Source organism: Shewanella sp. GD03713, assembly GCF_029843705.1.
Taxonomy (GTDB): Bacteria; Pseudomonadota; Gammaproteobacteria; order Enterobacterales; family Shewanellaceae; genus Shewanella.
On the sequence record NZ_JAOCIW010000001.1, the window covers coordinates 1,141,657 to 1,154,126 of the forward strand.

11 protein-coding genes and 7 tRNA genes are annotated in these 12,470 nt (G+C 48.4%); 10 read left to right on the forward strand and 8 right to left on the reverse strand.

Annotation, left to right across the window (positions count from 1 at the left end; genetic code table 11):
- Nucleotides 1-6 precede the first annotated feature (6 nt).
- The 7 genes from N5E87_RS05045 to N5E87_RS05075 form a co-directional block, all read right to left on the reverse strand.
- Nucleotides 7-501, reverse strand: a complete 495-nt coding sequence (locus N5E87_RS05045; protein ID WP_011621791.1) for a type II secretion system protein — start codon at nt 499-501, stop codon at nt 7-9.
- Nucleotides 502-516: 15 nt separating this feature from the next.
- Nucleotides 517-2,067 (reverse strand): apolipoprotein N-acyltransferase, encoded by a 1,551-nt coding sequence (gene lnt / locus N5E87_RS05050; RefSeq protein WP_011716121.1) that lies wholly within the window; start codon nt 2,065-2,067, stop codon nt 517-519.
- Nucleotides 2,068-2,109: 42 nt separating this feature from the next.
- Nucleotides 2,110-2,985 (reverse strand): CNNM family magnesium/cobalt transport protein CorC, encoded by an 876-nt coding sequence (gene corC / locus N5E87_RS05055; protein ID WP_011716122.1) that lies wholly within the window; start codon nt 2,983-2,985, stop codon nt 2,110-2,112.
- A gap of 39 nt (nt 2,986-3,024) precedes the next feature.
- Complete coding sequence (ybeY, locus tag N5E87_RS05060) at nt 3,025-3,486, reverse strand: rRNA maturation RNase YbeY (RefSeq protein WP_011716123.1); 462 nt, start codon at nt 3,484-3,486, stop codon at nt 3,025-3,027.
- Entirely contained in the window at nt 3,476-4,540 is a 1,065-nt protein-coding gene (locus N5E87_RS05065; protein WP_011716124.1) for a PhoH family protein, read from the reverse strand. The genes ybeY and N5E87_RS05065 overlap by 11 nt, the downstream gene beginning before the upstream one ends.
- A 263-nt stretch (nt 4,541-4,803) precedes the next feature.
- Nucleotides 4,804-6,228, reverse strand: a complete 1,425-nt coding sequence (gene miaB, locus N5E87_RS05070; RefSeq protein ID WP_011716125.1) for a tRNA (N6-isopentenyl adenosine(37)-C2)-methylthiotransferase MiaB — start codon at nt 6,226-6,228, stop codon at nt 4,804-4,806.
- Between the two features lie 139 nt (nt 6,229-6,367).
- On the reverse strand, nt 6,368-6,700 hold the full coding sequence (locus N5E87_RS05075; protein ID WP_011716126.1) for a hypothetical protein: 333 nt from the start codon (nt 6,698-6,700) through the stop codon (nt 6,368-6,370).
- Between the two features lie 348 nt (nt 6,701-7,048).
- Between N5E87_RS05075 and N5E87_RS05080 the strand changes: the two genes are divergently transcribed.
- The 10 genes from N5E87_RS05080 to N5E87_RS05125 all read left to right on the forward strand — a co-directional run bounded on the left by N5E87_RS05080 (nt 7,049) and on the right by N5E87_RS05125 (nt 11,245).
- Nucleotides 7,049-8,275, forward strand: a complete 1,227-nt coding sequence (locus N5E87_RS05080; RefSeq protein WP_164717924.1) for an FAD-dependent monooxygenase — start codon at nt 7,049-7,051, stop codon at nt 8,273-8,275.
- A gap of 167 nt (nt 8,276-8,442) precedes the next feature.
- Nucleotides 8,443-9,030, forward strand: a complete 588-nt coding sequence (gene pth, locus N5E87_RS05085; RefSeq protein ID WP_011621799.1) for an aminoacyl-tRNA hydrolase — start codon at nt 8,443-8,445, stop codon at nt 9,028-9,030.
- Between the two features lie 140 nt (nt 9,031-9,170).
- Entirely contained in the window at nt 9,171-10,262 is a 1,092-nt protein-coding gene (ychF, locus tag N5E87_RS05090; RefSeq protein ID WP_011621800.1) for a redox-regulated ATPase YchF, read from the forward strand.
- A 207-nt stretch (nt 10,263-10,469) separates the two neighbouring features.
- Nucleotides 10,470-10,546, forward strand: a tRNA-Met gene (locus N5E87_RS05095).
- Between the two features lie 54 nt (nt 10,547-10,600).
- Nucleotides 10,601-10,685, forward strand: a tRNA-Leu gene (locus tag N5E87_RS05100).
- 47 nt (nt 10,686-10,732) lie between these two features.
- Nucleotides 10,733-10,807, forward strand: a tRNA-Gln gene (locus N5E87_RS05105).
- 22 nt (nt 10,808-10,829) lie between these two features.
- A tRNA-Gln gene (locus N5E87_RS05110) sits at nt 10,830-10,904 on the forward strand.
- A gap of 1 nt (nt 10,905) precedes the next feature.
- Nucleotides 10,906-10,982, forward strand: a tRNA-Met gene (locus tag N5E87_RS05115).
- An 83-nt stretch (nt 10,983-11,065) separates the two neighbouring features.
- Nucleotides 11,066-11,150 (forward strand) — tRNA-Leu (locus N5E87_RS05120).
- Nucleotides 11,151-11,170: 20 nt separating this feature from the next.
- A tRNA-Gln gene (locus N5E87_RS05125) sits at nt 11,171-11,245 on the forward strand.
- A gap of 304 nt (nt 11,246-11,549) precedes the next feature.
- Here N5E87_RS05125 and N5E87_RS05130 read toward each other — a convergent pair.
- Complete coding sequence (locus N5E87_RS05130) at nt 11,550-12,185, reverse strand: hypothetical protein (protein ID WP_176370338.1); 636 nt, start codon at nt 12,183-12,185, stop codon at nt 11,550-11,552.
- Between the last annotated feature and the right edge of the window lie 285 nt (nt 12,186-12,470).

The following is a 12,470-nucleotide window of genomic DNA, read 5'->3' on the forward strand; positions in this document are numbered from 1 at the left end:
GAGTCATCAACAGCCTTGAACATTGATATCGTAAAGCGGCGGAGTGCTCGAATCGGCAGCTTGGGTGTAGCGGAAATAACACTGATCGTCGTCGACAATGGAATTGTCATTTAAGTCGTAACCAATATAAGTAATATCAATGCCTTGATATTGAATGACGAGTTTATCGTCTTTCGTTATCCATTTTTCGATATCGGTATTGTCCAGATATCCCCACTTGAGGCGAGTGTCGACCGTGCCATTACCATCGAGGTCGATGTCGATAATATCGTCACGGCCCACAACGGCTTGGCTTTGCAAACTGGGCATTTGGGTCTTGGAATAGGCCAAGGTATTGGCGGTTTTTACGCTGGCTTGAAGTTGCAGCAGACTTTTCTCCCGCGCCTCTTTGCTCATACCGATAAATTTCGGCGCCGCAATAACCGCTAAAATCCCGAGCACTATGATAACGACGACGAGTTCGATTAAGGTAAAACCTTGAATGCGTTTCTGATTAATCAATTTCTGACTCTATTGTTATTTTTTACGACGAATAAACCCGACGAACAGCAGCGCACCACACAGCAATAGCAGCGGTGTTTGGCCGATTTTGGCAAACCAAGTTTGGCCTGTGACCAGTGGAATCGTCGCGCTTAGCACGCCCGTTTCGAATTGCGGCAGTGCAGCTGTGATATTGCCTTTCTCATCAACAACCGCGGTCACACCGTTGTTGGTGGCGCGCACCAGAGGACGGCCCAATTCGATGGCGCGCATTTGGGCGATTTCCATGTGCTGCAACGGCCCATTTGAGGTGCCAAACCACGCATCGTTCGATACGGTTAACAGCAGATCGGTGCCGAGGTTAACACTGTCACGCAGCTGCTCTGGGAAGGCGATTTCATAACAAATTGCCGGGGCAATTTTATGGCCTACGGCGCTCAAGTTCGGCTGTTGATAATCGCCCCGAGCGAAGGAGGACATTGGCAGATTGAAGAAAGGCGCAATTGGGCGCAGTAAGGTTTCAAAGGGCACAAACTCGCCGATAGGCAGTAGATGGTGTTTTTTAAACTGGTTGCTGCCATCGCTCTCATAATCCGGCGTATCTTGTTGCTTCTGATTATGGTTACCTAGCACGATCAAAGAGTTATAAAACTCGTTCTGTTGACGGCTAATAATCCCCGTGATGATGGAAGTGTGGTTAAGGTTGGCAACCTTGTTAGCATTATCCAAAAAGTCTTGCACCATAGATTCTGGCGCCGGGATCGCGGCTTCTGGCCAGACGATAATGTCAGCGTCGAAGTGCTCACGGGATAAATCCATGTATTTCAATAGGGTTGGCCAGAGTGCCTCGGGTTCCCATTTCATACTTTGGGGAATGTTTCCCTGCACCAGAGCAACTTTAACTGATTCGCCTGTCGGCTGGATTTGCGTTAGCTTTGGGGCAACCCAAGCCGCAGCTGCGATGATGGGCAGTAAAATCAACAGGCTTTTGTAGCGCTTGCTAAAACACAGGGCTAAGGCGCCTGCGAGCATCGCAATTAAGAAACTGAGTCCTAGGGCACCAATAATACTCGCGAGTTCCTTTAATGGACCTTGGGTTTGAGAGTAGCCGGCCCAGATCCAGGGAAATCCTGTCATCACCCAGCCTCTAGCCCATTCGGCTAAGACCCAAAGCGAGGGGAAGAGTAATAGATTGCGCCATAGCGACGGAGTATTAGTGCGGGTCAACCACGCTAAACCGAGACCCGTTAAGGCCGGATAAAGGGCTAAATAGAGGGCTAACAGCGCCATTAGCCCCACTGAGGCGGCCAAGGGGAGGCCACCGAAGGTGTCCATACTGACATGCACCCAACTGATCCCAACGGCGAAACAGCCAAAACCAAAGCTTAACCAATGGAAGAAGCTGGCTTTAGGAGTCAAGGAGCCACTCAGCCACAGGGCTAAGGCCATGGCGACGGGATAGATAATCCACAAGGAATAAGGGGCAAAGGAAAGCGCCGTACTGGCGCCTAAAATAAACGCCAGCACGAGCCGTAACACGCTCAGTCGGGACTTTTGTTGGGCAAAAGCCCGAATGTTAGTTAGCACGGATAATTCTTCTTACACTGAGCGTTATTCTTACGTAGAGGGTTATTCTACGTCTTCACCGACATTGGGATCGGGGAGTTTAACTCTGAGTTGGATTAAGCGTCTGGTATCGGCATTGATGACTTTAAATTCAATTCCTTCGATCATAATGCTCTCATTACGCTCTGGTAGATGACCAAAGGCATGGGACACTAAACCACCGACGGTATCAAACTCTTCATCGCTGAAGTGAGTATTGAATTCTTCGTTAAAATCCTCGATAGGCGTCAACGCTTTTACCATGTAGACAGTGTTGCCGACCTTGCGGATCTCAGTGTCTTCAGGGCTATCGTGGTCGAATTCGTCTTCAATCTCACCGACGATTTCTTCGAGAATATCTTCAATGGTCACTAGACCCGATACTCCGCCGTATTCGTCGACGACAATCGCCATATGGTAACGCTGGGAGCGGAATTCTTTGAGTAATACGTCGACGCGTTTGCTCTCTGGCACAACGACGGCGGGGCGGATCACGCGCTCAAGGGAGAAGGGTTCTTCACTGTTTGAGAAACCATAGGGGATCAAATCTTTAGCCAGTAAAATGCCTTCGATATGGTCCTTATCTTCGTTAACCACAGGGAAGCGAGAATGGCCTGAACCGATAACAGTTGCGAGCAATTCTTCGACAGTATTGTCGATTTGAATCGCGACAATTTGAGCTCGTGGGATCATAATATCCCGAACACGCATATCAGAAACTTCTAATACACCTTTGATCATTTCGCGGGTGTCTTCGGTGATTAACTCGCGCTGCTCTGCGCCATCAATCACATCGACTAAGTCTTCGCGATTTTGAGGTTCGCCCTGAAATAACTGACTTACTCTGTCAAACCAGCCTTTCTTTTGGGCGCTCGTACTCGGGGGGATATCGTCACTCATAGTTTTCTCATTAACCTTGATGCTGTGCACCGTGGTTAATTATTGTTCCTTATATGGGTCAGTAAAACCTAAGCTTTCAATGAGTTGAGTCTCTAACGACTCCATCTCTTCGGCTTCTTCGTCTTCAATGTGATCATAACCTAGCAGATGCAGGCAACCATGTACAACCATGTGTGCCCAATGGGCTTCTAGGGTTTTATCTTGTTCACGCGCTTCATTTTCAACGACTGCGGCACAAATGACAAGATCTCCAAGCAGTGGAAGTTCAATTTCTGGCGGTGCTTCAAAGGGAAACGACAACACATTGGTCGGTTTGTCTTTGCCTCTGTAGGTGCTGTTTAGCATTTGGCTTTCACGGGCATCGACGATGCGAATGGTCAGCTCCGCCTGTTCCATGCTGTTACCAATGGCAGTTTTTACCCAAAGAGCAAACTGATCTTCACTGGGCAGATAGTCACTCGCCGTGGCGTATTGCACATCTAAGGCTAAATCAAGACTCATGCTTTAAGACTTCCTGTTGCGTTTGTGGATGCGCTTGTTGATAGTCGCGGCGCTCTTTTTCAGCCTTTAATGCCTGCTCCTTACGATCGTAAGCATCATAGGCTTCAACAATCCGAGCAACCACGGGGTGGCGCACTACGTCTTGAGACACGAAGAAGTTAAAGCTGATTTCCTCGACTTGGCTCAGGACTTCAATAGCGTGGCGCAGACCCGACTTAACATGTTTGGGTAAGTCTGTCTGGGTGATGTCCCCCGTGATCACCGCGCGTGAGTTAAAGCCAATACGGGTTAGGAACATCTTCATCTGTTCGACGGTGGTGTTTTGGCTCTCATCGAGAATAATAAAGGCATCGTTTAGGGTGCGACCACGCATATAGGCGAGCGGCGCCACTTCGATGACGTTTTTCTCGATTAAGCGTTCCACCTTTTCAAAGCCGAGCATTTCGAACAAGGCATCATAAAGTGGGCGCAGGTAAGGGTCGACTTTCTGGCTTAAATCGCCGGGTAAGAAGCCGAGTTTTTCCCCTGCTTCAACCGCAGGGCGGGTGAGCAGAATACGGCGCACTTCTTGACGCTCTAATGCATCTACTGCGGCGGCCACTGCTAAGTAGGTTTTACCCGTTCCCGCTGGGCCAATACCAAAGGTAATATCATGGCGCACAATGTTGGCCACATAGGTGCTTTGGTTGGGGTTACGCGGTTTAATCACACCACGGCGGGTTTTGATAAATAAAGATTTATCGTCACCGCTGTCGTCCTGTTCGAGGGCTATGGCTTCTTGAATTGCCAAATGCACCTGCTCAGGGTCGAGATCCGGCGTGCTGCCCTTGACCGTTTGGGTCTCGATATAGAGCTGCTTAAGTAAGTTATTGGCACTTAAACAGTTACGCGGCAGTCCGGTAATTTGAAAATGGTTGTTCTTACGGACTATCTCAACGCCAACGCGACGCTCAATCTGTTTGATATTGTCATCGAAGGGACCGCACAGCGAGGCCAAACGGCGGGTTTCTGCGGGTTCGAGATACAGATTCATTGTGGTTAATTTACTGGACAAATAGTACTCCTATTGTCAAATACCAAGCAAAGTGCTGAGTGAAAAGCCAAGTGCGATGCCTGTTTGCTATCGCAGTCTCTAATCAGAAGATAATCTCAGTTTACGAGCCATAGCGGATAATTGCTAACGGAAAATCGTTAAGCCCAAGGGTTTTGAATGACTGCTCTATAAAAGGCAAAAGTACACAAAACAAAAAGGGCGACACTGAGGTTAGCTAAACCATGTCGCCCTGATATAGGTGCTGCTTGCTCGATTTTAAACCCTTAAGGTTTAAATTGTGTCACACCGAGATCGTCATCCTGTTTGTGTTTGGCCAGAATATCCGATGGGCGCAGGTTGCGGCGCAGATCCATTTCATCTTCACCACGGATAAATTTACCGCGCAGTGAGTTAGTGTAAACGTCAACAATTTCGACATCCACAAAGCTACCGATGTGCTTTGGCTGACCTTCGAAGTTGACGACACGGTTGTTTTCGGTACGGCCGCGCAGCTCCATAGGGTTTTTCACCGATGGGCCTTCAACCAGAATACGTTGTACTGTGCCCATCATATGGCGGCTGTAACGCATGGCTTGTTGAGTGATACGGTCCTGCAGAATCGCCAGACGTTGTTTTTTCTCTTCCATATCAACGTCATCGGGTAAATCTGCCGCAGGTGTACCAGGGCGCGCACTGTAGATAAAGCTAAAGCTGTGGTCAAACGCCACATCTTCAATCAGCTTCATGGTATCGGCGAAGTCTTCTTTGGTTTCGCCAGGGAAGCCAATGATAAAGTCAGAGCTGATTTGGATATCAGGACGGGCTTTGCGCAGACGGCGGATGATTGACTTGTACTCTATCGCCATATGGCCACGCTTCATTGCCGTCAGAATGCGGTCAGAACCCGATTGCACTGGTAAGTGCAGGAAGCTGACTAATTCAGGAGTATCTTCGTAAACGTCGATAATGTCCTGCGTAAATTCAATCGGGTGACTGGTGGTGAAGCGAATACGGTCGATACCATCGATAGCGGCAACATAGCGTAATAGCTCGGCAAAGGTACAAATGCCGCCGTCGTGGGTTGCACCACGGTAGGCGTTAACGTTTTGACCGAGCAGGTTGACTTCGCGCACACCTTGTTCTGCCAGTTGGGCAATCTCGAGGATGATATCGTCCGATGGACGGCTGACTTCTTCACCACGGGTATAAGGCACCACGCAGAATGAACAGTACTTGCTGCAACCTTCCATGATAGACACAAACGCCGTTGGGCCTTCGGCGCGCGGTTCTGGTAGACGGTCAAATTTCTCGATTTCAGGGAAGCTAACGTCGATCACGGCCTTTTCGCCACGGCGTACTTGGTCGATCATATCTGGCAGACGGTGTAGTGTCTGTGGTCCAAAGATGATGTCGACGCACTGAGCACGGTCTTTGATCGCTTTACCTTCCTGCGATGCAACACAACCACCCACACCAATGATCAGATCGGGATTTTTATCTTTAAGGGTTTTCCAACGACCTAACTGATGGAACACCTTTTCCTGCGCTTTTTCGCGGATAGAACAAGTGTTCAGCAGTAGAATGTCCGCTTCTTCTGCTTCTTCAGTCAAGGTGTAACCTTGGTATTCGCCTAAAAGATCCGCCATCTTGGATGAGTCATACTCATTCATTTGACAGCCCCAAGTTTTAATATGGAGTTTTTTGCTCATCAGTTGTGTTGCCCTACGCTGCCCAGTAAATATGTGCCCAAGCTGCCTTTGCCCTGTTACAGACAAATCCGGCCGCCCAGTAAAAATAGCGCGACATTTTACCCGCAGTTATGGCTGCTGACCAGCTTTGTCCACATTTTTACTCGCTAATCCCTTGAGATTGTGATACCCACAAAGAAGCTAGGTTTATCTCAGCTGATGGGTTTTGTGCGAGTGATGGTTGGCTAAATTGGGCAGCATTTGCCATTTCTAACAAGCTATTACGGGCTTGAATGCTAATGTCCTCACGGATTTCGAGTCGAAATACGCTCAACATTTCCGTGGTATGTAGATATAGGGCATAATCGAGCGGGTCGCGGTAATTGACTGTGATGGTTTCCATCACGGGTGTTGCTGCCAATGCATGACTAAATGGGATCGCGCTGCAAATCAGTAGACTACTGGCTATCTGCAAGTGGATGAGTGTTTTCATGACATCCTCACTAACTCTATTAAGTGGATTCACTGGTAACTCGTCCCGAACGGCTAGGGCTCGCTAAGTGAGAAGCTAATCGGCTTGTCCCGCAGACCGCCTGAGATCCCCGCGGGGTTGCCTTAGAGTGTAGTGGCTTTGCCAAGGCTGAAAACTTGCCTTTGTAAGCAACTGTGAGCAAATGCGCCCCTAGCAACATTTGCTCACCTTTGAGCTGAAATTGACATGCTTTTGATACAATGTCCGCGATCAGAGTGATGCGCTTTAAGCTTGTGCCTCAAGTTCGAGTTTCGATAAGAGTATAGTGCGTCAGATAAATGGAAAGAATTCTAAAGAGTGGTAACTAAGATGAGCCAAGCGATAAGCCAAACACAGCAACCAAGCCAGACAACCACAGATGCTCAGCGATTTGATGTGATCCTTGTCGGTGGCGGTATGGTGGGCGCGGCAACGGCTATCGGACTGGCGAAGCAAGGCTTACAGGTGGCGGTGATTGAATCATTTGCCCCCGAGGCTTATTCCCCCGAGCAGGCATTAGATGTGCGCGTGTCGGCGATAAGCGTGGCCTCTGAACAGTTACTCGAGCAGTTAGGCGCGCTCGAGAGCCTGCTTAACATGCGTAATGTGCCTTATCTGGGCTTAGAAACCTGGGAGCTTGATGGCTGCATTACTCAATTCCATAGCTCACAAATCGGCGCGAGCCATTTAGGGCATATTGTTGAAAACCGTTTGGTGCAACTTGCCCTGTGGGAGCAAATGCAGCAATGGGATGCGATTAAATTGTTTTGCCCAGAACGAGTGGCGACTTTTTCGCGTCTCACAGACGGGGTAAGCGTGCACTTACAATCCGGTATTCAGCTTGAGGCAAAGCTGCTTATCGGGGCCGATGGCGCCAACTCGCAGGTGCGCCAATGGGCAGGGATTGGCATTTCGGGGTGGGACTATGCCCAATCGGCGATGCTGATTAATATTCAAACCGCCCAAGGTCAGCAAGATGTCACTTGGCAACAATTTACCCCTAACGGTCCGCGCTCGTTATTACCTCTCCCCGGCAATCATGCGTCGTTAGTCTGGTATGACGATGCCAATCGCATTAAACAATTAATGCAGCTGAATCATAAGCAGCTTGCCGACCAAATCCGCCAGCATTTCCCCGCTCGCTTAGACAGTGACTTTACAGTAGAAGCCAAAGGCAGTTTTGCTCTGACGCGCCGCCACGCGAATGCCTATTTTAAGCCGAATGTGGTGATTTTAGGGGATGCGGCGCACACCATTAACCCGTTGGCGGGTCAAGGGGTTAACCTCGGCTTTAAAGATGTCGAGGCCTTACTAACGGTAATCAAGAATGCATTAACCGAGGATAAACCTTGGTGGTCCACCGAGGTATTAAATGCCTATCAAGCCAAACGTTATCGCGATAATCAACTGATGATGACGACCATGGATGTGTTTTACGCAGGTTTTAGTAATGACATTTTGCCACTTAAATTACTGCGTAACGGCGCGTTAAAACTGGCCAATATTAACTCACCCATCAAGCGAACCGTGCTGAAGTATGCGATGGGCCTCAATTAGGCCACATCATTAGTGCTGACTCACTCGGCATTTGTTGACTTACGCATTGAGTGCTAAAATGCCGCGTTTTTAACGAGTATAAGCGGCATTATTAACTCAAGATGGTCGTCCATGTGCGCTTTGCCATCGACCAATTAACACAGTATTGAGTGCCATTAGTGAGTGTCATGAGCGAAATTAAATTAATCGTAGGTCTTGCCAATCCGGGCGCCGAATATGCGCAGACTCGCCATAATGCGGGTGCTTGGTATGTGGAAGAATTGGCCCGCATCTGTGGCGTCAGCTTAGTGCCGGATAGCAAGTATTTTGGCCTCACCGCCAGAGCCGTGTTGCATGGCAAAGATGTGCGTTTGCTGATCCCAACGACTTATATGAACTTAAGCGGCAAAGCTGTGGGGGCCTTAGCGAATTTCTTCCGTATTACCCCTGAAGAAATTCTGGTGGCCCACGATGAGTTGGATATGCCGCCCGGTGTGGCTAAATTTAAACTCGGTGGCGGTCATGGTGGCCATAACGGTTTAAAAGACATTATTGCTAAACTGGCCAATGATAAAAACTTCTACCGTTTACGGATTGGGATTGGCCATCCCGGCGATAAGAATAAAGTAAGTGGTTACGTACTGGGTAAGGCGCCTGCTAAAGAACAAGAGCTGATCAACGCCGCCGTAGATGAAGCCGTACGTTCCACTGAAGTGCTATTTAAAGAGGACATGGTGAAAGCCATGACTCGCTTACACTCCTTTAAAGCGGAGTAAGCCCTGTGCTCGCGTCCTGCATAAAGGACGGCGAACACCAGAACAATCGAATTAATCAATGTACTGCCTAAGGGCAGGGTGACTATAAACTTGCTGGTGAGTGTGACTCGCCAGCCTATCATCGAGAGAAAGGTAAGAATATGGGTTTTAAATGCGGCATTGTTGGTCTTCCTAACGTAGGTAAATCAACGCTTTTTAATGCGTTAACTAAGGCTGGCATCGAAGCGGCAAACTTCCCGTTTTGTACCATCGAGCCAAACACTGGCGTTGTACCTGTGCCGGATCCACGCTTAGACGCGCTGGCGGCGATTGTCAATCCGCAGCGTGTACTGCCAACCACGATGGAATTCGTGGATATTGCTGGTCTAGTGGCGGGCGCGTCGAAAGGTGAAGGCCTAGGTAACAAGTTCCTTGCTAACATCCGCGAAACCGATGCTATCGGTCACGTTGTACGTTGCTTTGAAGATGACAACATTGTCCACGTGGCTAACCGTGTTGACCCTGCGCGCGATATCGAAGTGATCAACACTGAATTGGCATTAGCCGACTTAGACAGCTTAGAGCGTGCGGTGATCCGTCAACAAAAACGTGCTAAGGGCGGCGACAAAGACGCTAAGTTTGAAGTGGATGTTCTCGAGAAGATGCGTCCAATCCTCGATGAAGGCCATATGTTGCGTTCTATGGAGCTGTCTAAGGAAGAGTTAGAAGCGGTTGCTTACTTAAACTTCTTAACCTTAAAGCCAACCATGTACATTGCTAACGTGGCTGAAGATGGTTTCGAAAATAACCCACATTTAGATGCAGTGCGTGCCATTGCTGAAAAAGAAAACGCCATTGTTGTGTCAGTGTGCGCCGCCATTGAGTCAGAACTGGCTGAAATGGAGGCCGAAGAGCGTGATGAGTTTATGGCGGACCTCGGTTTAGAAGAGCCTGGGTTAGACCGCGTGATCCGCGCTGGTTACCAATTACTGAGCCTGCAAACTTACTTTACAGCGGGTGTAAAAGAAGTGCGCGCTTGGACCGTTTCTGTGGGCGCGACTGCACCTCAAGCGGCGGGCGTAATTCACACCGACTTCGAACGTGGCTTTATTCGTGCTCAAGTGATGGCATTTGACGACTTTATTACCTATAAAGGTGAAGCGGGCGCCAAAGAAGCGGGTAAGTTACGTGTAGAAGGCAAGACATACATTGTTCAAGACGGCGATGTAATGCACTTCCTGTTTAACGTATAACGGGTTTGATAAAGGGCTAAGCTTTAGAAAGTAAGGTAAAATACGGGCAACAGAGGGCGATTTAGCGCATCTGTTGCTCAGTTTGGTGAAGTAATAGCCGAACGGTTTGTCTCAAGGAAAATAGCGAAAAAAAGCTGTTGACCTCGATACCTCGAATAAGCATAATACGCCCCGTTCCTCGCTACGAGGGGCGCGCAATAACGAAGTGGCAATGTAGCTCAGCTGGTTAGAGCACAGCACTCATAATGCTGGGGTCGCAGGTTCAAGTCCCGCCATTGCTACCATTTCGTTATCCTAGCGTTTGCTAGCATCAATTCAGGATGTCAACTTGAAGCAGTGCGGGAATGGTGAAATTGGTAGACACGCCAGATTTAGGTTCTGGTGCCGAAAGGTGTGAGAGTTCAAGTCTCTCTTCCCGTACCATTATTTTTAAACATCGGCGTAAGCGGATGTATGAAACAAGTTAGTGATGGGGTATCGCCAAGCGGTAAGGCACCGGGTTTTGATCCCGGCATACCTAGGTTCGAATCCTAGTACCCCAGCCATCATTTCATGTTTCTCAGTTTTTGGGGTATCGCCAAGCGGTAAGGCACCGGGTTTTGATCCCGGCATACCTAGGTTCGAATCCTAGTACCCCAGCCATGGCAATGTAGCTCAGCTGGTTAGAGCACAGCACTCATAATGCTGGGGTCGCAGGTTCAAGTCCCGCCATTGCTACCATATTTAAATCCACGTTAAATCAATTTGATTTATCTGGTAAAAATCCAGAGACGCCTTTGTTTGCCAATCTGGTACATTTTGATGCGGGAATGGTGAAATTGGTAGACACGCCAGATTTAGGTTCTGGTGCCGCGAGGTGTGAGAGTTCAAGTCTCTCTTCCCGTACCATCAAAGTGAAACAAGTTAATTGGGGTATCGCCAAGCGGTAAGGCACCGGGTTTTGATCCCGGCATACCTAGGTTCGAATCCTAGTACCCCAGCCATAGTTAAAAAGCCCGTCCTACGACGGGCTTTTTGCTTTCTGTCTTTTGTGATGTGCTTTTCGAGTCACTCCCTCATTACTTCGTTATCTTTCAATCTTCTGCTCTATTACTCGCGTGTTATGGCTTTACTCGAGCAAGCCTCGTGCTTGTATTTTGGCTATGTGCGAATGACTAAGATGTATTTAGGGGTTGGAATGGGTGTGTCATCGAGATAAAAAAGCCACAGTGCTTAATAACACTGTGGCTGACTAACACCGACAAAAGTGAAATGCGACTAAAACGCTCGCAGAGCGTAGATTAGTTATTATTGTACAGGTTTAACTTCTTTAACCGCTGCGGGAGCTGCGACTTCGCTCACTGCCTTTTCAAGTACCGCTTCCTGTGTCGCTTTTACATCGCCTGTGGCAACCGCTTTTAGGGGCGCAGCCGCTGGGATTTGTTCTTGCAGCTTTTCGGTGCCTGCATCTATCGCCTTTTGCTGTAGTTTTTGCGGATCTGTGTAGTCAGCCAGTTCTTTAGGCCAGCTTGGTACCAGTTTCTCAGCCTGATCGGTAAATTGCTCAGAGATAATTTTTGGCGAGCCACCCGTAAGCAACATCACCGCCATTTGGTTGGTTTCTGAGTTCCACACAAAGCCTGCTTTTTCGGCCATTTCCGGCACTGGTGTATAGGTCGATACCATATAAAACAGTGGGCCTTCCTGCTGGATTTTATCGGCGGTTTTAAGCAGCGATACTGTGGTCTCGTAGTTGTCTCCGAGCAGAGCCTTCATTCGATCTTTAATCAGCGGCTGTTCGAACAGCCCCACGTCATTGGGATTTAATCCGACAAGGGGTTTTAGTAGTGCCCACATGAGTTGGCCTTGGGGTGACATCAATAGCAGTGGGGCAACACAGGCATTAAGCATTAATGCGAGCCAAATAATGTTAAGGCAACGCATTTTTTTGAGCAGAGTTGTACTCAAGATGATATTTCCTTTGGAAGTACCAGCAAGTCGCCGGCGGCGGATTGTAGCCGATTGCGATTCTGTAAACGAGAGGGGTGAATAAGTAAATTTTTACAGGGATTAGAGGGTAAAAAGTTAAGTTTTATCTAATTGAATTTGTATTGGTTTTACAATTATTTCTGTTTTCTCCTCCTCAATTCTCGCTCTGTGAGTTTGCAATATTTCCCATCAACTTTGCCGTTATACCGTGCTTGTGATGTAAAGAATGTAAACCTGGGT